The 23,914-nt window shown below is 69.3% G+C and carries 13 protein-coding genes; 2 read left to right on the plus strand and 11 right to left on the minus strand.

The genetic code is table 11. From position 1 onward, the window contains the following. Positions 1-6 precede the first annotated feature (6 nt). The 11 genes from OG219_RS20500 to OG219_RS20550 all read right to left on the minus strand — a co-directional run bounded on the left by OG219_RS20500 (position 7) and on the right by OG219_RS20550 (position 20,772). Positions 7-4,416 (minus strand): helicase-related protein, encoded by a 4,410-nt coding sequence (locus OG219_RS20500; protein ID WP_323183351.1) that lies wholly within the window; start codon positions 4,414-4,416, stop codon positions 7-9. A gap of 11 nt (positions 4,417-4,427) precedes the next feature. Beyond that, positions 4,428-5,129: a hypothetical protein gene (locus tag OG219_RS20505; protein WP_266828509.1), complete on the minus strand. Its 702-nt coding sequence runs from the start codon at positions 5,127-5,129 to the stop codon at positions 4,428-4,430. Then, complete coding sequence (locus OG219_RS20510) at positions 5,126-6,214, minus strand: hypothetical protein (protein WP_266828511.1); 1,089 nt, start codon at positions 6,212-6,214, stop codon at positions 5,126-5,128. Before OG219_RS20510 ends, OG219_RS20505 begins: the two co-directional genes overlap by 4 nt. Continuing rightward, positions 6,211-7,710, minus strand: coding sequence for a hypothetical protein (locus tag OG219_RS20515; RefSeq protein ID WP_266828512.1), 1,500 nt, complete (start codon positions 7,708-7,710; stop codon positions 6,211-6,213). Before OG219_RS20515 ends, OG219_RS20510 begins: the two co-directional genes overlap by 4 nt. Continuing rightward, positions 7,707-8,246: a hypothetical protein gene (locus OG219_RS20520; protein ID WP_266828513.1), complete on the minus strand. Its 540-nt coding sequence runs from the start codon at positions 8,244-8,246 to the stop codon at positions 7,707-7,709. The genes OG219_RS20515 and OG219_RS20520 overlap by 4 nt, the downstream gene beginning before the upstream one ends. 344 nt (positions 8,247-8,590) lie before the next feature. Next, complete coding sequence (locus OG219_RS20525) at positions 8,591-10,180, minus strand: serine/threonine-protein kinase (RefSeq protein WP_266828515.1); 1,590 nt, start codon at positions 10,178-10,180, stop codon at positions 8,591-8,593. A gap of 242 nt (positions 10,181-10,422) precedes the next feature. Further along, positions 10,423-11,730, minus strand: a complete 1,308-nt coding sequence (locus OG219_RS20530) for a hypothetical protein (RefSeq protein WP_266828517.1) — start codon at positions 11,728-11,730, stop codon at positions 10,423-10,425. A 209-nt stretch (positions 11,731-11,939) separates the two neighbouring features. After that, entirely contained in the window at positions 11,940-15,140 is a 3,201-nt protein-coding gene (locus OG219_RS20535) for a type I restriction endonuclease subunit R (protein ID WP_266828519.1), read from the minus strand. A 2-nt stretch (positions 15,141-15,142) separates the two neighbouring features. After that, the gene (locus OG219_RS20540) at positions 15,143-16,399 is read right to left on the minus strand and encodes a restriction endonuclease subunit S (protein WP_266828521.1); all 1,257 of its coding nucleotides are present in this window, start codon (positions 16,397-16,399) and stop codon (positions 15,143-15,145) included. A gap of 23 nt (positions 16,400-16,422) precedes the next feature. Continuing rightward, positions 16,423-18,432 (minus strand): class I SAM-dependent DNA methyltransferase, encoded by a 2,010-nt coding sequence (locus OG219_RS20545; RefSeq protein WP_266828523.1) that lies wholly within the window; start codon positions 18,430-18,432, stop codon positions 16,423-16,425. A 90-nt stretch (positions 18,433-18,522) separates the two neighbouring features. Continuing rightward, on the minus strand, positions 18,523-20,772 hold the full coding sequence (locus OG219_RS20550) for an N-6 DNA methylase (protein ID WP_266828525.1): 2,250 nt from the start codon (positions 20,770-20,772) through the stop codon (positions 18,523-18,525). 283 nt (positions 20,773-21,055) lie between these two features. Between OG219_RS20550 and OG219_RS20555 the strand changes: the two genes are divergently transcribed. Together OG219_RS20555 and OG219_RS20560 are read left to right on the plus strand one after the other, a co-directional pair. Then, the gene (locus tag OG219_RS20555) at positions 21,056-23,521 is read left to right on the plus strand and encodes an AAA family ATPase (RefSeq protein ID WP_266828527.1); all 2,466 of its coding nucleotides are present in this window, start codon (positions 21,056-21,058) and stop codon (positions 23,519-23,521) included. Continuing rightward, the gene (locus OG219_RS20560) at positions 23,521-23,889 is read left to right on the plus strand and encodes a hypothetical protein (protein ID WP_266828529.1); all 369 of its coding nucleotides are present in this window, start codon (positions 23,521-23,523) and stop codon (positions 23,887-23,889) included. The genes OG219_RS20555 and OG219_RS20560 overlap by 1 nt, the downstream gene beginning before the upstream one ends. Positions 23,890-23,914 lie beyond the last annotated feature (25 nt).

Raw genomic sequence — 23,914 nt, forward strand, 5'->3', positions numbered from 1 at the left:
GGCTCACTAGTCAAGACTGAGACCGAAGGCGGGGAAGCCGGGACGCTTGCGGTCCTCGTGGATCGCGTCGACGCAGACCGTCAGCTCCGTGCCCCGCGCATAGGAGGAGGGCGGCCGTCCCGGTGCCAGGTCACGTGCCCGGATCAGACCGTTGAAACCGGGGAGCACCTCGACGAACACCCCCACGGAGTCGAGAGCGTTGCGCACGCGGCCGGTGAGAACGGCGCCCTCCCGCACCCCCGCGTCGTCGAGCTGCTGCCCCAAGGAGGGAGTGTCCACGTTCCGTAGATCCAGCTGGATCTGCGGTGCGCCCCGGTGCAGGGTGACCGCCTTCACCGTGCCGATCACCTGCTGCTCCGGCGTCAGGACGTGCGGCAGGACCAGGACCGCGTGGCTGCCCACGTCGGCGGCGACCACCGTCGCCGTCAGCCCGTCCGGCAGCCGAAGCCACGCACGGCGGAGCTCGGCGCTGACGCGGTGGACCACGGCGCCGACCCATGACCCGACCGGGTAGCGTGCGCAGGCCTCCGCCAGGGTGAGGACCGGTTCCCTCCTGCCGTTGGCCGGTTCGCCCTGTCCTGGGCCGCTGTACCGGTCGGACTCCGGCCTCGCCTCACCGCCGACTCCCTGCCCGGCGGGACCGGTGGTGGTCCTGCCCGGTCCCGTATCGGTCGTGCGGGGTTCTGCGGAGCCCTTCAACGGACCGAGCGTGAGCATGCCGTATCCCTGCCGGTCGAAGACACCTGTCACGAGCCCGGTGAACTCGGCTCCCACGACGAGGGTCTGGGCGATCGTGCCCTGTCCGAGCCCCAGGTCACGCTCGGCGACACTGGCGGGGATGCCGTCGAACAGGCGCAGCCAGGCGCGGCCCAACTCCGCCTTGACGGCCGTCACTACGGCGCTGACCCGCGTGCCCACGGGATGCATGGCGGTGACCTCGGCCCCTGGCAGACGCAGTTCCGAAGGCAGTTCCACTCGGACGGTGGCGGGCAGGTCGACGGGCTCGCGGTCGATGCCGGCACGCAGCACGGGTTCCGTACGGGACGGGGTGTGGTGACGGCTCCTCGCCCACCACAACCAGACGTCGCGGACCCAGGTGGCGTCCATGTCCAGCTCGGCGAGTTCGATGGCACTGCCCCGGCTGAGGACCCGGTCCGCCTTCAGGAAGACGCCGCTGCCCCCCACTTCCGGCAGGGGCCCGTCCGGCAAGCCGATCAGGGACGCGTCCGTCAGATGCTCGGCGACGTCCGCGACGGGACGCAACGACCGGCCCTGCAAGGACAGACGAGAGCGTTCCTGGTACAGGTGTACGACGACGGGTAACTCGGGCTCGGGCGGTGACTCCCCGCCCGATGCGCTGATCACGTGGCGCAGCCCGGTCCGGCTGTCGTGGGCCAGCAGACGGACCTCCACGTACCCGGCGCCATTCGGAGCGCCGGTGACCACGCCGGCCACATCACGAGCCCCGTTGGTGGCCGCCTTGACGTGCTGGTGGGCCAGGTCCACGAGCGTGACGGTGAAATGCCCCGTCTGACTGCGCGGCAGGACTGTCGCGGTCACGGTGGCCCCCTCTAGGAGGTCGGCCAGCTGCCTGGTGTCCCGGCGGTGAAGAGACACAGCGAGCTGGGCCCGCTCGTCCTGCCGCGGCGGATTCGGATCGGCCTCTCGCAGCAGGAACCGCCCGCGGGCGTCGGCACGCGTCAGGACCCGCAATTCCCCGTCGTGATCGCTGACCATGGGACCGACCACCACCTCGATGTGGTCACCGGCCTGCAGATCGGGGTGAGCCCCGGGACCGTCGGTGTCCTCGGGACGGCGCCAGTCGGGACGCAGACAGACCAGCGGTTCGCCGTCGGGGGTGACGTGGTAGCCGACGACCTCGTACCAGCCGTCCCCGTTCAGGCCACCCTCCTGTGCCAGGACGAACGGCCGGGAGACGTCGATCCCCCCGGCCGACGGTGCCTGCCCGTGCCCTGGAAGGGTGCCGGGCACCCGACCGCCTACGGCCACCCGCGGTGTCTCGCACGCGGCCAACTCACCGGCGAGGCAACGGGGACACCGCCCGCAAGCCGTCTCGTCCGCTTCGACGTCGCGGTGATCGAGGACAGCGGTACGGGCCATGGCCTCGACGTCGGGGATGGGCTCGGCGTTCGTGGGCCAGCTGTGATCGGTTTCCGGGGCGGCGTCCACAAGCGTTGCCGCCCCGCCGTGTGCCAGCTCGTCCTCAGCGTCCAGTTCGGCGAGTTCCTGTGCGGCCAGGGGGAGGGGAGCCGGCGCGTGCCGGGCTTCGACGTGTCCGGCGACCGGCCGACCGGTCGCGTCCCGGTCGAGGAGCAGCAGAGCCCGGGTGCCGGCCGGCCACGCCTCCAGCAGGGCGGCGATGACCTCGCGCCTCCGTTCGGGCCGGGCGTGGAGGGCGCTGAGGACCAGGAGGCGGGCGGCGTCCGCGGGCCCCGTGCTGTCGGATGCCCCACCCCCTGCCCACGGCTCGGCGGTGACGAGGTGCGCCAGCCGGGTCCCGTCGCGGCCCCGGAGGCGCGCGAGGGGGATGACTCGTTCGGGCCGTCCGGTCAGATGCCCGGCATGAACGGCGCACGGCGTGGTCTGGTCGCCGTGCACGGCGATGTAGTCGATGCCGGTGCTGGTATCAGTGCCACCGGCCGTGCCGTCCAGCACGTGCTCCAGGTTGGCGAAGGCCCGGGTGATGGCCCCACGGGCGCGGCGCAGGAGCGAAGGCTCGACGAACCGTTTGACTTCCTCCTTCATGGCGGGGGACAGATCGCCGATGATGTCCCGGCGGGTCACGGCCGCGGTCAGCAACCGGTCGTCACTGACCCACCAGCGCCGCGCCCATTCGGTCCGTGCGGGGGAGGGCTCCCACGGTGGGGTGGCGGGGTCGGCGCGTTCCCAGCCGGCGACGATCTGCAGCACCAGTTCCGCGTCGTCCTCGCAGACACTGGCCAGGGCACGATGGCGCTCTGCGGCTTCATGCCGCCATTCGTCCGGCCAAGAGAAGTCAGTCATGAGCAGACCGGTGGGTCCAACGAGGCGCGCGGGCGTGGTGAGCAGCGCCAGAAGGGAGGTCACCTCGGGCAGACAGGCCAGACGGTCGGCGTGCATGACGGCCAGAGCGGCACCGGTGGAGCCCAGCACCTGGAGGCGGCTGAGCTCCTTGCCGAACGTGGTGGGATGGCCTCCCACGTCGAGCGAGCCATTGGTCCGAAGAGCCTGGTCGGCGCGGCGCAGCTCGTCGACGAAGGTTTTCCGGGACGCTTCGGCTGCCTCGTCGAGCGCGAGGGGCGGCTCGGGCACGAACGCGGCCGGCCAGGGAAAGTCGCCGACGGAGTCCAAGCCACCCATCTTGGCCGTCATCACCAGGCGTTCGAGGTTCTCACGGGTGGATCCCGGCGCGGTGTCCTCGGCGAGCTTCAGTAACTGTTCCTTGCTGTACAGGGGAAACACCCAGCCTGGCGCTTTGCGCCCGACCCGTCCCCAGCGCTGCTTGATCCCGGCCTGGGAGTGTGCCTTGGTCCTGATGCTCCCCTGGGCCGACTCCACGTCCCACTCCGACTGGGCGATGAGGCCGGAGTCGACGACGAACCGGACCCCTTCGACGGTCAGGGACGTTTCCGCGAGGTTGGTGGACACGACGATCTTGCGGCGGTCGCCCTTGCGGCGCGCGGCCAGCGCGGCGCGCTTGTCCTCCACCGGCAAGGACGACAGCAGCGCGTACACGTCGACGGTGTCCCCCAGTCCGGCACGGATCAGGTCGCAGGCCTCCTCGATCGCCTTGGCGGTGGGGAGGAAGCTGAGAATGTCGCCGAAGATGTCCGCGGCGTCCAGCCCGCGGGTGAGCCGGACCACGAACTCCGCCAGCACGGAGGGCATCTCGCGCTGCCACTGCTTCTCGGGTAGCGGCTTGGATGCGCGCAGCGGAAGCAGCGCGCGGGTGGTGGCGTGCAGGTCCTCGACATACCCCACGTCGGCGCTGTCGACGGCTTCGCTCTCCTTGAGCGCCGGGGCGAACCGAGGCCATGCGCCGGCGACGAGCTCATCCTCGGCAGTGGCCTGTGGCCCTTCCGCCAGGCGTAGTTCGGGCGCCATCCGCCGCCAAGCCTCCACCAGCGCGGGGTCGGGTGGGGCGTCCAGCTCCGGGAACAGCGGCCACCCGTAACCGATCGACTTGACCGCGGGGACGACGACCTTGCCGGCGACGCCCTCCCCGCCGAAGTAATGCTGGTAGAAGTCCTCGTCGAAGGTCGCGGACGTGATGATCACCCGCAGGTGGGGGTACCGGTCCAGTTCACGGCGCAGGTATCCCATGATGAAGTCGATGTTGGTCGACCGCTCGTGCGCCTCGTCGACAATGACCGTGCCGATACTGGCCAGTCGCCCTTCCCGCAGCCAGTTGATCATGGTGCCGTCGGTCACGTACACCAGTCGGCACGCCGCGTCGTGATGACGGTCGCCGGACACCTGGTAGCCCACCGGATAGCCGGGGCCGACCCCGCCGGCACCGGAGAGGAGCTCACCGACGAAGGTGGCCACTCCGACCGTGGCCTGGACTCGGGGCTCGGGGCTCGGGGCTCGGTGACGATGATCGGTCCGTTGTCGATGAGGCGATAACAGCCCTCGGGTGGATCGAGGAGCCGGTAGGGCATGTATGTGGACTTGCCCGTGCCGGTGCCGGCCTTGACGACCAGGACCCGCCTCCTGGGGTCGGCCAGGGAATCGAGCATCTGCCGGATGTGGGACTCGTCCATGCCGAACCCGAACGCCCCCAGATCTACGGGGGCGGTGTCGGCCACGGTGTGGGCCTCGGGCAGCGGACCGAGCGCCCCGAGGGGACCGGTGGGGTTACTCCGGTCGGCGACCTCGCCGGTGGTCCGCAGGTCGATGTAGGCCACGGAGAGGCCGGAGATGTGCCCCACGTGGGCGGCACGGTGCTCCCGGCAGCGGTCCGAGCGCGAACCACCGCGTTCGAGCTGCCCGCCGGCCCAGGCCTCGGGATAGGTGAAGTACTCGGTGCCCGCCGGACGGTCGCCGGCGGCGACCTCGCGGGCGCAGTCCTTGCACACCGCGCGGCGCATGTCCGGCAGGGAGGAGCCACGGGGAGTCTCAGTGGTCATCGCAGTCCTTCCGCGGTCCATGGCTCGCCCTGATGGAACACTGTCTGGTCGGGGCCGCCCGGCCGGCCTGTCGCCGCGAACATCGGAACGACGGCCACAGACCCGGGATGACGCAGCAGATGGACGGTCACGGCCCGGTAGAACCCGACGACCGCGCAGTCCAGTCCCGTCTGGTACAGGTGTAGGACCGCGCTGCGCCGCCCGTGGTCGGTGAGGGCCGCCAGCTGCTCCAGGCTCGTGGCGTACACGAACTCGTCGGTCTGCGCGGCGGGCCGGGGCCGGGAGACCTCGGCGTTGCGCAGCCACGCACCGTCGATGCGGGCGTCCATCTCGGTGTGCCGGATCGACAGCAGTGCCAGACGCAAGGTGACGTCGGCCTGTGCGGGCAGCCCGTCGGCCGGCCGCAGACACCGCAGGGGAAACGGGTCAGCGGCGGCGGAGCCGTCCCGGTAGGCGATGGGCACGTCGACACGCCGGTCGGGGTGTCCGGCAACGTACTGCCGCAGTACCTCGGTCAGCACCCGGTTGTGCACCCCGGAAGGACTGACGGGCTGCCGGCCGGCCGCGTCCGGGCCGACGGCAGCCGCCACTTGGTCCCGGAACCGCGCTTCCACGGCCCGACGTCCCTCCACGCCCTCGGGAGCGCGCCAGGGAGCGGCCACGTCGGGGGCGGGCTCCCGGTCGGTCGGGGGGAAGCCCGAGCCGCCGGGCGCGAAGGGAACCGTGAGAGCGACGACGACGGTCTGCTCGGCCAGCCAGTGCCGAACCAGCCGCGCCGCCTGGTGGGACACGCGGTCTGCCAGTGCGGAACCGAGCGGATCCGCCATGTCGTGGGCGGCCACCGGCAGTCCGGGGCCGTCGGGCGCCTCGTCCAGGACGAGGCAGGGGGCGCCCCCTGCGGCGGCGCGCCAGGCGTGGCTCTCCAGCTGGGAGCACAGCCGTTCGTAGCGGACGACGTCGGTCCGGTCGCCCGGTTCGGTCGTGGTCGAACGCAGGGCGGCCGTGGCGATGTCCCCCACCAGCGTGCGGAGCGGGCCGTCCGCAGTCAGGGACACGAGCGTGGTGGTGTGAGTGGTTGCCGTCATCCGCGTGCGAGCCTCGACGTGAGTAGTTTGTCCTCGATCGCGCGATCCAGGTCGGCCAGGCGGTCCGGACAGCGAAGTACGGGCACGTCGGCTTGCGCGGGCAGCCAGGCGTCCTGCGGAATCAGCAGCGCCGCGGCTGTGCCGCGGGTGCGCAACGCCCGTACGACGGCGAGATCGCGGTCGCTCACATGGACCCGGGGCAGGACTGTGAGAGAAACGTCGGCGACAGGAAGGGCGCTGTCACCGGCCGCCCAGGGCGGGACCGTCGGGTCGGACAGGTGGTATTCGACGGCGGCGGTGTCCTCGTGGACCGTCCAGGTCACTCCGGCGCTGACGTCCTCCACGACCCGTACGTCGTCCGTGGCACCCGCACTGTCGCGGCCGTTGAGCCGGCGGAAGTACATACCGGCCATGAGGGCCCCACGACAGACGTCGGCTTCCGCCTGCCGCAGGGATCGGTGAGTCCAGGCGGCGCCGCCGGCCAGGACGGACGCGCCGTACTCACTCGTCGCCAGCAGGAGTTCCAGTTCGAGCTCACGCCACACCTGGGACAACAGGGCGTAGCAGATGCGTTCGGGGCTGATTCCGTCCGCGGCCACGGCCGCTCCGACCCGGGCACGCAACCCCCGGGTCATGGGCGTCACTGCCAGGAACAGCGCCCTCGCCTCGGCCGGGCTGATCGACGCGGGATCGTCGACTCCCAGGGGCACACCGGTGGCTCGTCCGTACCGGCGAAGGCCGGCGGGAACACGTCCCTCGGGATGGCCGGCGTAGCGGATCGTGCGTCCGTCGAGGTTCACCGACGCCGGCCGGTCGAAGCGGACTTCCATGGTGCCGCCGCGCGCGAAGGCGTCGCACAGCGTCAGCGCCGCCATGGCGCGGTTGGCCTCGTGCGTGGCGACATGCGGCACTTCGGCTGTCATCCACGCGGGCACCGACAGACCGTCGAAGGCGCTGTCCTGGGCGATGGCGGCATAGCCGACGACGACGTTCTGGCAGGCCAGCCGCACGGGCCGGACGACGAAGTCGCGCGGCCTCCGGTCACGGTCGATGAAGGCGTGCTCGTAGGCCGGGCCGATCTCGTCGAGCATGCGGGTGAGCCCGGCCTCCCGCGCCAGGAGTTCCTCATCCAGCGACGCGATGTAGAGCAGTGGATCGACGTCCAGAACGGCGAGCTGATGCTCCGGCGCCACCTCGCCGAGGAACAGTCGTACGACAGTGCCGGGAGCGAGCGCACGGTCGCCGTCGCTCAGGGGGTTCAGCACCACACAGGCCAGGGAGGCTTCGTCGACGACCGCCAGGGGGACCAGCGAGGAGGCCAGAGCGTCCGGCACCACACGCCGTAATGCCTCACGCGCGTCTTCGAGACTGTGCGCGGTGCCGTGCGCGGCGGGGGCGAGCAGGAGCTCGCGCACGGACGCGGACCACCGGCTGACGTATGTGAGGGCCAGCGACCGCAGGATCTCTGCGTCCAGTGCCCCGGCGGGACCCGTCACCGGTACGGTCCACTGTTGCGCAGGATGCCGGCGAGTCTCTCGATCGCCTCGTTCACCTGCGTGCCGCTGAAATTCTCGTCGATGGGAATCGTCGCGGTCTCGATCCCGGCCTTGGGCTTCCGGACCTTGATGGATTCGGGACCCTTGAGACGGCGGAGTTCAACCCTCACCTCGCCCTTGTAAGGATCGTGAATCACGTGGATGTGGGGGTAGGCGTTTCCCTGCACCGGCTGTCCGTGCTCGTCGTGCCACGTGTGGACGAGCTTCTCCGTGCCGGGAACCGGGTTGCCGCCCTTCCAGTCGCCCATGTGGGAGTAAGACGGATCCTGTTGAGGGTTTTGAGGGTTCTTCAGCCGCATGCCTTCGGGGGCGACGCCCTGGGCTGTCGTCGCCCGCCAGTTCGCGATAGTCCTCTTCACCGCGGCGGCACGCTCCGACCGCAGGGCTTCCTCGACCGCGATGCGTCCCAGGTCTTGGACAGGCGTAGGAGCCTGAGACAGATGAGATCCACCGACATGATTGTTGCCGCAAGCCACAGCCTGCCCCCCGAGATGTACCCGCGCCCCGATCCGGACCTCACCGCGCTCTCAGCGTCCGGAGCACGTGCGGTCCGATGAACACCATAGATACCGGTATTCCCGTTCGGTGTCCGTAAAATCAGCAAAATCAGCGAACATCGCACCAAATTTCACGGGAGGCTGCCGACGAGACGGCGCGGCTCAACGCAATGCCCGTGGAGGGTCCGGTCCACCGCCTCCCGCGTCGCCCCGGTGCTCCCCCGCACGATCAGCCCCGGCACCGGCACCTGTACGGTCCCCGCCGGCCCCCGTCGAGCAGCGCCACAAGTTCTGTCGAAGTGCCTGCGAGGTGTTCGAGCGGGTTACCCGACGGCGTCGCCGTCGAGGTCGAGGCGGATCAGGGCCAGCGCCTCGGAGATCTCGACGGTCATCTCGTCGTCGGGGCCGAACACCATGCACATGTCCTGATGGAGCGGTTCGAGGACCTGCCGGGCTTCGACGGTCCGGCCCTGGGCGAGCAGCAGCATCCCGATGTTGTGCCGTAGCTCCACGGCTTCCTCGCTCACGTCGCTGTCGACGGCCCGTACGACATTCAGCACGCCCTGGAGTGCGGCGAGCGCGTCGGTGACCTGGCCGAGTTCGGCGCGGCACCGGGCCGCCTGGGCGCGGCAGGCGCGGGTCTGTTCGCCGGTGGGTCCGGCGATGCGGGCGTACGCGTCGGCGAGGGCCTCGAACTCGGGCAGGGCGGCCCGATAGTCGCCGCCGAGGAGGCGGATCGCCGCTCGCTGGCGGCGCAGCGCCAGGACCGGCTTGCTCTCGAAGCCGAGGGCGAGGGCCGCGGGTTCGATGATCTCGCCGAGCACCTCGGCGGCCTGAGCGAACCGCTCCTCCTCCAGCAGGGCGTCGGAGTGGGCGTACGCCTCCTTGATGTCCTCACGCAACTGGGCGGGGACGGGCACCGGCTGGGCCCCCGGAAGGACGGCCGTGGGCGGCAAACCACCAGGTGCGGGCGCCTGGGCGCGGGCGCGGGGCGCGAAGGGGTGACGGAACACGCCCGTCGGGTCGGGCGCGCCGGCCGGCCCGGCATCGGCCGTGCCGGGTTCTCCACCTGGCGGCGGGAGGAACGGCAGCAGCCGCGCGTACACCTCCTGCGTGTCGGCGGGCCGCGCCTCGGGCGCCTTGCGCAGCAGGTGCAGCACGAGCTCCTCCAGCGCCTCGGGGACGTCGGGCCGCAGCTGTCGCAGCGGGGTGGGGGCGGCGTTGACGTGCTGGTACATCAGCAGGTACTCGCTCTCCGCCTCGAACACGAGGCGCCCGCTGAGGAGTTCGTGCAGCACGCAGCCCAGCGCGTACAGATCGGTCTGCGGGGTGATGCGTCCGCCGCGGACCTGCTCGGGCGACATGTACTGGTGGGTGCCGATGGGGCTGCCGGTGACGGTCAGCTTGGTGACGTCGGTGCGCAGGATCGCCGCGATACCGAAGTCGAGGACCTTCACGGTGCCGTCGCGTGCGACGAGGATGTTGCCCGGCTTGAGGTCCCGGTGGATCACCGGCACATCGTGCGCGTACGACAGCACGGTCGCGATCTGCGCGGCGACGGCTGCCGCCCAGCTGACCGGCAGCGGCCGGCCGGGGTCGAGGTAGGCGGACAGCGGTACGCCGTCGACGAGCTCCATCACCAGGAACAGACGCTCGTACGACGCGTCGAGCACCGCGTCATACACCTGCGGCACTCCGGGGTGCTGGATGCGCGCGGTGATGCGGGCCTCGCGGCGGAAGCGCTTGGCGAACTCCTCGGCCAGCTGCGGGGAGGTGACCGACGCCTGCCGGATGAGCTTCACCGCGACGGGCCGGTCGAGCACGGCGTCGTAGCCGCGCCACACGTCCCCCATGCCGCCGTGGCTGAGCTCCTCCAGGAGTTCGTAACGGTCGGAGATCGCCTCCTGCGGCACCTTGCCCCCGGTGTGCGTGATGAACAGTCACGGTCAGGGGTCAAGTGTGACCGCTGCGTCGATCTGCCGTCCAGCGTTCGCGCTGCGACAGGGCGTGGGCGCGGCAGTGGACGACGAGCGGGAGGGTGCGGCGGCCGGTTCGGCAGCAACCGGTGGGCAGGTGCGGACACCGAAGGTGATGACGTCCGCACTGAGGTTTCGGGCCACCCCACGCCACAAAGTGAGTGCGAGCGCGCCCACACCTACACGGGCAGCGCAGGGAACACGACGACCGAGCCGTCCTTGCTGCGGGCGATCTCAATCGCCACGTCTGTCGTGCGGCTGTTGACCGTGACGCCGTCGCCCAGCTTGTGAATCCGGCTTGCCGCGCGCATCAAGCGATCGACTTCACCGGTCGTGAAGACGGGCCGCAACCCTTGCGGGCCTGCCAGCTCCAGCGCCGACAGGCGTTGCAGGACACCGGCGATGCTCGACTCCAGTTCGCCGAGGCGCTGGTGGTCGCGCTTGAGTGCGCGGGTGAAGTTCTCGAACGGATTGCCGGGGTCGCTCTGGGCGTGCTCGACGGCTTGGAGGACGACTACCCGCCGCATCAGCGCGATGGCCAGGGAAGCGAGTTCGAGGTGGGTGCGGAACATGCCGCCCTCGTCGTCGATGCCGGGGAACGCCTTGGTCAGCGTGCCGAGTTCGACGGCCTTGCCCTCGGGGAGTCTGTCGAGCGCGCTCTGCCATCGGGCCAGGCGGATGTCGGCTTTGCTCAGCGCCGTGTCGATGGTGTGCACCGCCGAGTCGAGTCCCAGCGAGGCACCGAGCTTGCCCTGATCGAGCAGGATGGCCGTGGCCTTATCGATGGCGGCACGGCAGCCGTTGAGTCCGCTGTGCTCGTCGTCGAGCTTGTCCTCCTGAAGTTGCTCCAGCAGTTCCGTGATGTGCGCGATGGCCTGCTGGCGCTCGTGGTCTGCATGCGCGCTCACCCCCACCGCCACGGCCATGAGCACGAGCGGAGCGGCCACGGTGAGCGCCGCGCCGCCGGCGACCGCGACGCCTGCTGTTGCACCGGCTCCACCGACTGCGCCCGCCGCTGCCGCTCCTCCGACCGGCACGAACGTCGCATTGGCAGCGATGCCCGTTGAGTTCATGAGTGCACCGTGGATGCCACCGGCCGCCGCCTTCGACGGCATCGAGCAAACGATGCCCTGCCCGAACTGGGCGGCGACCTTCGCCGGGACAACCATGCGATACAGACTCTCGCCGGAAGCGGTCGCTCTGGCCGCCGTAAGGGAACTTCGCGTCGATTCCGTGATGAACTGTGACAGGTGCTGCGCCAAGGGACTCGCGGCGTCGAGCGGGATGCCACGGCCGCGGTCGATCTTGTCGGGCAGCGGATGCACCTCAAGTGTGACGATCGGCTCGTCGGCCAGGACGGCCAGCACTCCGCGTAGTTCAGCCAGGCGCTCAGCCGTCATCGACTCGCCCGTAGTCAACCCTGGCACTCGGACATCAGCGGTCGCCAGCGTCCACACGGGCACGGTCGTCTTGCGGTCGTCAGTCATCGTCTCCCTTTGTTTTCCAACAACAGCCTGTGGCTGGTGTTCGACAAGAACGGTACGAAGCTCGCGTATTCGGTTACGGCCGCTGTCAGCCGGTGAACTGACGATCACCAGGGGCATCCACCAGATCACCCACGGCCGTCGGGCCGGAGACGAATCGAGAGCGAAGGCCGAAGGGTGCCCCGGCCTGCGTATCCAGCCGGGCGTACGCATCAGACGTCGTCGTCCAAGCCCTCCTCGCGGCGGATCATCCGCCACGCGGCCTTGCGGGCGCTGCGGTCCAAACCGGACTTGAAACCCTTGTCGGGGCCGAAGTACTGGCGGCCCATGCCCACGATGGTGTCGATGTGGTCGGCCATCTTGTCCGCGAAGACGTTGTCGAAGACCAGGCCGAAGTTGTCCTCGTCGTTGACGACGGCCGCCGCCCGCACCTTCGGGTCGGCCTTGGCCTCCTCGAAGGGCCGGATGACGTCCTGCTCGGTGAACTCGGTGCCGAAGCGTTCGTTGAACTTGTCGATCAGCTGCGACAGCAGCGACTTCTCCGCCTCCTTCGCACCGCCCGAGCCGTCGCCGAAGCCCTGCATCGTCGTCGGCCCCTCGGCGGTGAGGGAGACGTCGTACTCACCGGTCTTCTCCACCCGCATGTGGCTGAGGTCGACCTCCCCTATGTCCACGCCGCCGTCCGCGCGGCGCGGCAGCCGGTTGAGGAGGTAGCGGCCGTAGAGGTGCAGCCGCTCCAGCTCGGCGTCCCGGTAGGGGACGATCTGCGCGAGGAAGCCGTACTTCCTGACGTAGTCGTTGAGGTCGGCGCGGAAGCCCTCCGCCGTCTCCTGGTCGTCCTCGTCCTCGCTTTCGAGCAGGGGCGTGAAGCGGGCGACCGCGGGGGACAGCAGCCGGTACAACTCGGCGTGCAGCTTCTCCCACTTGGACTGTGAGCCTGCCGCCTTCTCCTTGGCGGCGAAGTACGCGGCGGCGAACTCGTCCATCTCCTGCCCGGACAGGATCGGCGCCTGCATGACCCGGCTCTGCGCGGTATAGAGCAGGTTGGGGTCGGAGGGGAGGGTGTTCGCCTCCTCGAAGTACGGGCGGAAGGAGTCCTGTATGTCGTCGGCGTCGTTGACGAAGTCCAGGACCGCCAGGTCCGCCTGGGCCTTGCGCTCAGCGGTCCGGTTCAGCCGGGACAGGGTCTGGACGGCGGAGATGCCGGTCAGCGTCTTATTGACGTACATCGTCGTCAGCAGCGGCTGGTCGAACCCGGTCTGGTACTTCTCCGCCACGACGAGGATCCTGTACTCACGCTGGCCCGCACCGCCGGCTCGGGCGGCCTTGTCGTCGGCACGCGTGTACGCGAACGCCTTCGGCAGCGCGCTCTCCGACAGCCCGCCGTTCTCCTTCGGCTCGGTGGTCTCCTCACCGTCGACGGTGAGCGAGCCGGAGAACGCGACCAGGACGCCCAGGTCGGGGTACTTGGTGTCGTAGTCCCGGTCCTTGATGTAGCTCTTGATCGCGCGCGCCATCTGCACGGCGGACTGCCGCGAGGCGGTCACCACCATCGACTTGGCCCGCCCGCCGAGACGGCCACGGCTGTGCGCCACGAAGTGCTCCACGATCACCTGGGCGTGCTGGGCGACCGTCGAGTCATGGGTCAGCGCGTACCGGGCGAGCAGGCCGTTCGCCTTCGCCGGGTCGACCTCCCGCTCCCCGGGGTTCTGGTTCACCAGCTTCCAGTACGTGTTGTACGTGACGTAGTTGCGCAGCGGGTCGAGGATGAAGCCCTCCTCGATCGCCTGCCGCATGGAGTACGTGTGGAAGGGCCGGTAGGTCGCCTTGCCGTCGATGTCCTGGAGCGTGCCGAAGAGTTCGAGCGTCTTGGCCTTCGGCGTGGCGGTGAACGCGAAGTAGGAGAGGTTCGCGGCGCGGGAACGCTGCTCGGCCCTCTTCTTGAGCTGCTCGTCAAGGGCGGCGGCGGCCGGGGCCTTGACCGTGGTCGCGCCCGCGTCATCCGAGTCGGAGTCCAGGCCAAGGTCGCGCAGGGCGGACCGTACGGCGGTGGCTGCGTCGCCGGACTGCGAGGAGTGCGCCTCGTCCACGATGATCGCGAAGTGGCTGCCCTGGATCTCGGTCGGGTTGCGCTGAAGGTAGTCCAGCAGCGCCGGGAAGGAGTGCAGGGTGACGGTGACGATCTTCCCGGTGTCGCGGGAGAGTGCCTTGGCGAGCTGCTCGCCCTTCGCCCCGTGCTTCTCGTCGATCTTCACGACGAGGCCTGCGGTCTGCTCGAAATTGCCGACAGTTTCCCGGAGTTGGGCGTCCAGGTTGCGGCGGTCGGTGATGACGATGACCTTGTCGAAGACCGGCACGCCCGGCTTGAGGCCCTTGGCCATGGCCTCGGCGTCGAGTTCGCGGGGGTCAGTCGGGGTGTGCAGGTCGCTGAGGCGGTGCGCGAGCCAGCCGATGGTGTTCGACTTGCCCGACCCGGCCGAGGCCATGACCAGGTAGTCGTGGCCCGCGCCGTGCGTTGCGGCGTGCGCGGTGAGCTTCTTGACCGCGTCCCACTGCTGGAACCGCGGGAAGACCATCGTCTTCGTCGTGCCGCCGCCGGGCGACTTGCTCTTGTGCAGGTGCACGAACCGCTGGAGCAGGTCCAGCCAGTTGTCCGGCTGCCAGACGTGCTCCCAGAGGTACGAGGTCGCGTACGTGCCGAAGGCGGTCGGGTCCGGGTTGCCTGCGCCGCCCGGCTGACCGGGGCCGTTGGAGCCGGTGTTGAACGGGAGGAAGCGGGTGTTCTTGCCCTTGAGCTGGGTGGCCACGAAGACCAGGTCCGGGTCCACAGCGAAGTTCGCGACGACCCGGCGGGTGAAGATCAGCTCTGTGGGGTCACGGTCGGTGCGGTACTGCTCCTTGGCCTGCTCCACGCCCTGTTTGGTCAGCGGGTTCTTCAACTCGGCCGTGGCGACGGGGATTCCGTTGAGGAAGAGGGTGAGGTCGAGCCGGTTGCCCCAGTCGGCCTGCTTCGTCGCGTACTCGAGTTCGCGGACGACGGTAAGGCGGTTGGCCCGGTAGCCGTCGAGCACGGAGTCGTGGGCGACGAGGTTCGGTTTGAAGTAGGCGACGCGGAGCAGGACGCCGCGGTCCTTGACCCCGTTGCGGAGGACATCGAGGAGCCCGTTGGTGGCGATGGCCTGGTCGAGGCGACCGGCGAACCCGCGCTGCGCCTCGTTCGGGTCGCCCCCGTAGACGGTGAGCAGCTCGCTCCACTCGTCGGGCTGCGTCGCCCCGATGAAGGTGAACAACTCGTTGGTGTCCAGGCCGAGATCGGCCCGGTAGTCCTGCGGGCGCGCCTCGCGCCAGCCGCGCTCGACCATGGCGCCGACGATGGCGTCACCGAAGGCGGACTCCGTGTGGATGGGGCTCATGGCTACGCGCTCACTCCGTCCGTTGCGTTGCGTCCGCTGACAGTAGCTACGTCGAACTGGCCGGTTACGGCGGCGGTGATGAGGGCTTGGCGGCGTTCGACGAGCAACGAGACCTGCCTAGTCATAGTCGCTTGGAGCCTGCGCGTGCTCGAAGCATGGTGCTCGAGAGATGCGGCGAGCCGTGTTTGCTCGTCAAGGGTGGGGAGCGAGAAACTGAAGGTTCCAATTTGTTCACCACTGAGGTGAGGAACGGAAACCCCAGTCATCTCGGACTCAACGCCCAGGCGAAATTGAGTAGACCGCAGCACCCAATGGATGAAACGGATATTGATGTTCGGCGACTTCGGCCGCAGGCATGCGACTCGCTGAAGGAGAAGCGCAGGTACGTTGCTCTCGTCAATAAGGTTTATCCGCATTCCACTGGAAATCCAAGGGCGGTCCATTCCCAACACAAGATCACCGGCACGCAAATGGAATCGTTCCGGAACGGGATAGGTTGCCGCATCCCATGAGACGACATCCTCCCAGACAAGGTCGCCCACTCCCACATTAATACCGCGAAGCAGGCGAATTCCCGATCCATCCGTTACGAATGCTGAGCTCGGAAATGCATAGCCGGGGATAACCTCGCAGAAGCGTGAAATCTTCCCATGGCCCCAGTTGTCACTGTCGAATCGTGCGCCGATGCTGTCGAGCACCTCCAGCTCGCCCGCGACGATGCCGTCCACCAATTGTGCGAGCCTCTGGCCCAACAAGCCGATTTGGGCTTCACGCGCGCGCACCAACCGGTCGATGCGGCCGGTCTCGGCATCGAGGAAGTCGGCGATGTGGCGCTGCTCCGCCGACGGGGCTACGGTGACGTTGAGGTGCGTGATGTCTTCAGGGGCAACTCGCTGATGGCTTCTTGTGACGGACTGAACGCGAGCATCCAAATCCTGGCGAACGAAATCGGATTGCAACAGGTAAGCGAGGTAGCGCGAATCCAGCGCGTCACCCGCTCGCAATCCGACGAATTCTGTCGATGAAACGATCGGAAGGGACGATGCCGCCACTGATACCACACGGCTCTTGCGCGGGTTCAGCTTGCTAATCAGTACTTCGCCGCCGCTGAGGCGAAACTTCGCGGACTTGATGGAATCCGACTCCTCGATCTGCCCAGTGCCTGTCGAGTCCACCGACGGAATGCTGTAGTGGACGACCTCATCACCAAGGTCGGTCGGTTCGACGATTTCTCGCTCTACCGTGGTCAGAGACCACAACGGGAGGGTCCTCCAAGTAGAGGTCACTCCGTCACCTCCCCCAACAGCGCCTGAATTTCCGCCTCCAGTGACTTAAGCTCCGCGTCGATCTCCGCCAGCGGCCTCGGCGGCTTGTACACGTAGAAGTGCCGCGTGAACGGGATCTCGTAGCCGATCTTCGTCTTCGAGTGGTCGATCCAAGCGTCCGGCACGTGCGGCAGCACCTCGCGCTTGAGGTAGTCCTCAACGTTCTCGCCGAGCGGGACATCCTCGTAGTCCCGCAGGTCCGAGTCCGCCTCCGGGGCACCCTTCACTTTCTGGACCTCGCCCTCCGAATCCCGGACGCCGATCGTCTCCCGTGCCGCCTTCGCGAACGGCGCTCCCGACGGCCAGGTCAGGCCGGTTGCGACCACCGCGTCCTTGAGCGCGATGAACGCCTCGGACTTCGTCGTCCAGGACGAGCCGAGCAACCTACGCACAGCCGCGACGAACTCCTCACTCCGCTCCAGCCGCGCCACCGGCTTGGCCTCCGCCAGCGCCGCCAACGTCTCCTCCGTCACCTCGAAGCGCAGCTTCAGGGGGCGTTCGACGGTGATGCGCTGGTAGCCGAAGTCCTCGTTGGCGAAGACCTTGACCTTGCCATGCAGCGGGTGCTCGGGGTCCTTCGCGACCTGGGCGGCCTCCGCGTACAACCGGGTGATGTCTGCGATGTGGTCGGGGCGGCCGTTCGTTCCGTCGCCGAGCTCCTTGCGTTTGTCGCCGAGCGACTTGCGCATCTTCTGCCACTGGTCGCGCGCGTCCAGCAGGACGACCTTGCCCTTGTGGTCGGCGTCTTTACGGTTGGTGAGGATCCAGAAGTATGTGGAGATGGCGGTGTTGTAGAAGAGCTGGTCCGGGAGCGCGACGACCGCCTCCAGCCAGTCGTTCTCTAGGATCCAGCGGCGGATGTTGGACTCGCCGGACTCGGCCGCGCCCGTGAACAGCGGGGAGCCGTTGAAGACGATGGCGATGCGGGAGCCGCCCCCGCCGTTCACGTCCACCGGCTTCATCTTCGAGATCATGTGCTGGAGGAAGAGCAGCGAGCCGTCGTTGATGCGCGGCAGGCCCGCGCCGAAGCGGCCGGCGTCGCCCAGTGAGCTGTGCTCGTACTCGACCTCCTCCTTGACCTTCTTCCACTCCACGCCGAACGGCGGGTTGGCGAGGATGTAGTCGAACCTGCGGCGGGCGTGGCCGTCGTCGGAGAAGGAGTTGCCGAAGCGGATGTTCTCCGGGTCCTGGCCCTTGATCATGAGGTCGGACCGGCAGATCGCCCAGGACTCGGGGTTAAGTTCCTGCCCGTACACCTCGACCGTCGCGTCCGGGTTGAGGGCCGTGATGCGGTCGTCGGCGGCGCTGAGCATGCCGCCCGTGCCGCAGGCCGGGTCCATAACCGTGCGGACGACACCGGGCAGGCTGAGGGCGTCCGCATCGGGCGCCACCAGCAGGTTGACCATCAGCTTGATGACCTCGCGCGGGGTGAAGTGCTCACCCGCGGTCTCGTTCGACTGCTCGGCGAAGCGGCGGATCAACTCCTCGAAGATGTAGCCCATGTTGTGGTTGGGCACGACATCGGGGTGCAGGTCCAGGTCGGTGAACTTGCCGATGACCTGGTAGAGGAGGTTCGCGCCGTCCAGCTTCCTGACCTGCTGGTTGAACTCGTACTTGTCGAGGACCTCGCGGGCGTTGTCGGAGAGAGCGCCGACGTAGATCTGGAGGTTCTTCGCCGCGTTCTGCGGGTCGGCCGCGATCTTCCGCAGCGTGAGGTCGCTCTTGTTGTAGAAGGAGTGGCCCGAGGCCTTGCGCAAAAAGTGGTCGGTGTCGATCTCCTGGCCTGCGAACTTGGCGACAGTCTCGACGACCTTGTCGCGCGTCGGCTCCAGGACGCACTCCAGGCGGCGCAGCACGGTGAACGGCAGAATGACCTTGCCGTAGTCGGACTGCTTGTAGTCGCCGCGCAGGAGATCGGCGACGGACCAGGCGTGGTTCGCCAGCTCCGTGTGCTTACTGCTGTTCAAGAGGTCCCGGCTTCCTTCCGAAGAGCGCCGCCCGGGCATGGGACGGCAGGGATCCAGTTTGGTCGTGCGGGGTGGGACGTGTAGGGCTTTTCAGGCGGAACGGCTGTCCGGGGCCTCCGGAGTGTCCGGTGGCAGAAGTACGCCGGCGGTGAGGCCGGTGGTCAGGGTGGCCGCTGTGTCGGCGGCGAGGTCGGCGGTTCGGCGAACGGCCGCGCGCAGCTCGTACACGCGGCGGAAGGCTTCCCCGTAGCGCCGCTGTTCCTTCAGGGGCAGCAGCGGTACGCGCAGGCGGCCCGGTGTGACGTGCACGAGGGTGCTGCCGGTGGATGCCGAGGCGATGTTGTCCTCGGCGCCGAGGAACCCGGCCAGGAACCACGGGTCGAGGCGTGCCGGGTCGGGGCGCAGGAGGTGGACGTTCGGACCGAGCAGGGCTCCGGCGTCCCGGTCGTCCGCGACCCGGGTCATCGCGGCCGCGTCGCCGCCGCCCGCGACGGCGCGTACGAGGACGTCACCGGCGGCGACGGGCTGCGTGGCGTCCGCGTGGACGTCGTCGGCGCCGCCGGACGGCGGGTTTCCGGCTGAGATGTCCAGGGCTGTGAGGACCGGCCGGTCTGAGGCAGGGGTGGCGGCGCCCTTGGAGCCTCGCGTCCCGGGCGTCGCCGCCCGCAGCACGGTCAGGGCCCCGCCGCGCGCAAGGTCGGAGACGGTCGCCGTACGCCACTCGCGGGCTGACGCCCCGGACGGCTGCCAGCCGCCGGACTCGGAGGCGCCTGCCAGGGCAGCGACCTGCTTGGCCAGTTGCCCGTGCAGCTCGGCGACGCGCCGGGCCAGGGCTACTGGGTCGATGTCAGCTGCCGTAGCCCTCACATGGCGGGCCGGGGTTACGTCGACGACGTCGTCGAGGAGGTCGACGAGCGGCACCGCGCGAGCGACGCCGGGTTCGCCGGTGTAGGCATCGGGGGCTGCGGTGAACGCGGCCCACTGGGTGAGGACCCTGCCGGTCAGTCCCGCCCAGTCGAAGGTGGAACCAGAGGAAGTGGATGCGGCGGAAGAGGAAGAGCCGGACCGGCCAGGGCGCGAGCCACCGCGTGTGCCGAAGCCGGCCGTGGCCGCAACGGTCACGCCAGGCGTTCCCGTGGTGGCGTCCCGCTGCTCGCCCTCGCCGTCGACGAACAGCACCGGCGTACGGTCCGCGCCGCCCGGCTCGGGGCGCTGGAGCACCCAGATCTGCAGACCGATGTGGAGCGGATACGCGGCACGCGCCGGGAGTGAAATGACTGCTCGCAAGGCCCCGCTGCGGATGAGCTCAGCGCGGATGCGGCGGCCGGAGGAGCGGAAGGCGAGCGCGGGCGGCAGCAGCATGACCGCGTGGCCGCCGGCCTCCAGATGCGCGAGGGCGTGCTGCACCCAGGCCAACTCGGATTCGAAGCGCGGCGGGACCCCGTACGCCCACCTCGGGTCGTACGCCAGCTCGTCGTGACCCCAATCACGGTCGCCGAAAGGCGGGTTGGACAGGACGGCGTCGACCGTGACCTCGGGGAAGGCGTCGTTGCGCAGGCTGTCGCCGACGCGGATCGCCACGTCGGCCCCGGGCGCGGCAAGCAGGAGCCGAACTGCGCTGCGCTGAGCCTGGACTGGGAGCGTGTCCTGCCCGAATAGCTCCTGTGCGCCCTGCCGGGCAGCGGCAGCGAGGAGAGTGCCGCTGCCGCAGGCCGGATCGAGGACACGGGCCGCGCCGGCGGGCAGGAGCCGCGCCATGAGCAAAGCCAGGCCCTCTGGGGTCTGGTAGACGCCGCTGGCGGCACCCTCGTCCAACTCGCGCTCAGCGAGGACATCGAGGGCGGCCTGCGCTCCGGCCTCACGGACACAGCCCAGCAGGGCGCGGACCGCGCCCGCATCGTCCGGGCCGTAACGGACCGGCTCGGCCTCGGGCACAGCCGCGGGGAGCTGGGCTGCGGCCTTCTCCATGCGGGCGGTCAACTGGTCGTCGGATGCGGTGGCGAGTTCGGCCAGTTCCTCGGGCGCGAGGCGGGACATGGCCACCACCAGCGGGAACAGCCGCGCCGCCGCACCCGAGCCGGGCCCGAGCAGACGCAGCGCCGTACGCAACTCCTCGGCCGGCGAGGCGGCGGAGGTGTGCCCGCGCCCCCGCAGCCATGCCTGGACAGCCGTCAGGTCGTAGAGCGGGCTGCTCTCCGTGCCCCCGCTGGGAGCGGGGAAGTCGTCGTGGCGACGGCGCCAGTTGCTGACGGTGGCGCGCGTGACCCCTGCGACGCGGGAGATCTCGGCGGCGGTCACGTGCGCCGAGGTGGGCAGTTGGGCTGCGGGCTGCTGGGGCATGGCGTGGGGTGCTGCTCCTCTCGGGCCAGTCGGTAGCGAACAGTAAACACATTACAGCGGTCGTCAAGCCTGTAAAGCTGTTTGACGATGCTTTCAGTGATGTGCTTATCTAGTTTTGCTTCCAAGTGGAAGCGGGGACTGCGCGACCGCAGTAACCACCACCGCACAACGGAGCAACCCCGCCGCCCACCCGACGCGAACGCCGGGGGCATCGTCCTCACCGACCGAGTGCCGGTGTCCGACCCATCCTCCGAACCAGCATCCGGCCCCCGGGAGACAGCACATGACCGTGACGGAACAGCCCCAGCGGAACGCGGACCACCCCACCGACCCCGCTCAGCCGCCCCCCGCCGACCAGCCCGTGCCCGTGCCCGAGCTGGTGCGGACCCGCCTGGGCGAGGTGGCACTCACCGAGCCCGTGAAGGCGCTCCTGAAGGAGGCACTGGGCGACAGCGAGAGCGGTGAGACCTCCACGGTCGGCCGGATCTACCTCGAGTCAGTCGCCGTCGCCCGGTTCCGCGGCATCGGACCGCGCGCCTTGCTCAAGCTCAGCCCCCGGCCCGGCGTGAACCTGGTCGTGGGCCGCAACGGTTCCGGCAAGTCCAGCATCGCTGAGGGCATCGAGACGGCCTTCACCGGCGTGAACATGCGGTGGCAGGGGCAGCACCCGACGCGCAGCAGCAACTGGCGCAACCTCCACGACACCGACGGCAGGCCGGAGATCGAGGTCAAGCTCGCCATCAAGGGCGACACCGGCCGCAGCACACTCACCCGCACCTGGGAGGGCGACGACTTCGACGACTCCCAGGCCGAGCTCAAGCGCCCCGGACACGGCCGCGCACCCCTCGACCAGGTGGACTGGAAGCAGGCCCTGCGGGACTTCCGGCCCTTCCTGTCGTACGTCGATCTCGACCGCATGATCAGTGGCAAGCCCTCCGAGATGTACGACTCCATCGCCACCATCCTCGGCCTGGGGCAGCTCAGCGCCGCCGACAGCCGGCTCCGCCAGGAGGCCAAGGCGCTCGAAGACGCGGAGAAGGTGGCGAAGGCGGAGCTGCCGGGCCTCAAAGAGGCCCTGTACGAGCTGGAGGACGACGACCGCGCGGTCCAGGCACTCGTCGCCGTCGACACAGCGGGAACGCCCGACTTCGAGACCGTTGAAGCCCTGATCGCCGGTCTGCCCGCCGACACGGACGATGGCCTGCTCGCCCGGCTGCGCACCGAGGCAGAGGTGCGGGGACCCGAGATGGCGCAGGTCCGCACGACCGTGGACCGCCTGCGCAGAGCTCTCGCCGACGTCGAGGACCTGCGCGGCACCGGCACCGAAGACGCCCTGCAGCGTGCGGAACTCCTCGAACGGGCTGTGGCGCACAACGACCGTCACCCCGACGCGGGCTCCTGCCCCGTATGCGGGACCGACGGACTACTGGACGCGGTATGGGCTGCGGACGCCATCGCTCAGATCGCCGCACTGCGGCAGGAAGCGGAGGCAGCCGCGGGCGCGCGCAGCGAACTCCGGTCAGCCGCACGGGCCGTGCAGGACCTCGTTCACACGCCCCCGCGGATCCCCGCCGCCCTCGCCGACCCGTGGCGCGCCTGGACCGCCTGCCGGACGATCAGCGATCCCGACGAGCTCGCCCGGCGCGCCCACGAGGCCGCCGCGCCCTTGGCCGATGCCTGTGCCGCGGTCAAGGAGAACGCCGTCAGGGAGCTGGAGAAGCGGGACGAACGCTGGCGCGGGCTCGTCATCCGCCTGGCGGGCTGGGCGAAGAGAGCCCGTTCCGTGGAGGCGAACAAGCCTCGGCTGCGGGACATCAGGAAGGCGAGCACCTGGATCAAGGCGCTGGCCGCCGAGTTGCGGGAACAGCGCATGGAAGGCTTCGCCGACCAGTCGCAGCGGATCTGGGAGCGGCTCCGCCAGGAGAGCAACATCGACCTCAAGGCCGTGAGCCTGAAGGGCAGCGAGAAGGCCACTGTCCGCAAGCTCGTCATGGATGTCTCCGTCGACGGCCAGGAGGCCTCGGCTCTCAGCGTCATGAGCCAGGGCGAGCAGCACTCCCTCGCGCTGTCCCTGTTCCTGCCCCGGGCCGCCACCGCCGACAGCCCGTTCGGCTTCATCGTCATCGACGACCCCGTACAGTCCATGGACCCCGCCAAGGTCAACGGACTTGCCCAGGTCCTGCACGAGCTCGGCGAGCACCGGCAGGTCGTCGTGTTCACCCACGACACCCGGCTCCAGCGGGCGTTCACCAGTCAGGATCTGCCGGTGACGGTGTTCGAGGTCGAGCGGGCCGAGTCGTCCAAGGTGAAGGTCAAGCCGGTGACCGACCCGGTAGGGCAGGCGCTCGACGACGCGCGGGCCATCGCCAGTACCAGCGACCTGCCGACGGCGGCACGGACCCACGTGCTGCCCAGTCTGTGCCGTATAGCCCTGGAGAACGCCTTCCTTGAGGCCGCCTGGATCCGGCACCACCGTTCCGGCGCACCCGAGCACGCACTACAGACCGCCGTCGGCGGTGCTGACAAGCTCATGAAAGTCGCGGCCCTGGCCCTGTTCGGCGACGCTGGGCGGACCGGCGACGTCTACCGGGAACTGGGCACCCTTTGCGGACCGCGTGCGGTGGACCTCCTCAAGAAGTGCCAGGACGGCGCCCACGCTGTGGGAGCGCAGATCACCGACCCCCACGGCTTCGTGGACGACATCAAGATCATGGCGCAGAAGGTGCGCAAGCCGGCGGTGACCGTGTGATGAGTACTCCCACCACCTCGGTCGAGGAGCTCCTGCTGACGGCCGATCAGCTGCTTGCCGCCCGCACGGGCGCCACGGCCGCCGGCCGCCACCGCGGAGCCTCCCTCGCTCTGCGGACCGCCCTGGAGATCTCCATCGACCGTGTGCTCGACGCCGCAGTGCCGGGGCTCGCAGCTACCACGATGCGCGCCAAGATGCTGTGCCTGGGCTGCTACACCGCGGCGGAGACCGCGCGCCGCACCAACGCCGTGTGGTCGCACCTCTGCCTGGGATGCCACTACCACCAGTACGAGATCGGCCCCACGCAAGACCAGGTCCTCACCTGGCGGACGGAAGTCGGCGAGTTGGTCGGGGCGTTGGCCCTCTGACTGTTTGTCATCGGAAGGTATCTGA

It is taken from the genome of Streptomyces sp. NBC_00038 (assembly GCF_026343635.1).
In the GTDB taxonomy this organism is placed as follows: Bacteria; Actinomycetota; Actinomycetes; order Streptomycetales; family Streptomycetaceae; genus Streptomyces.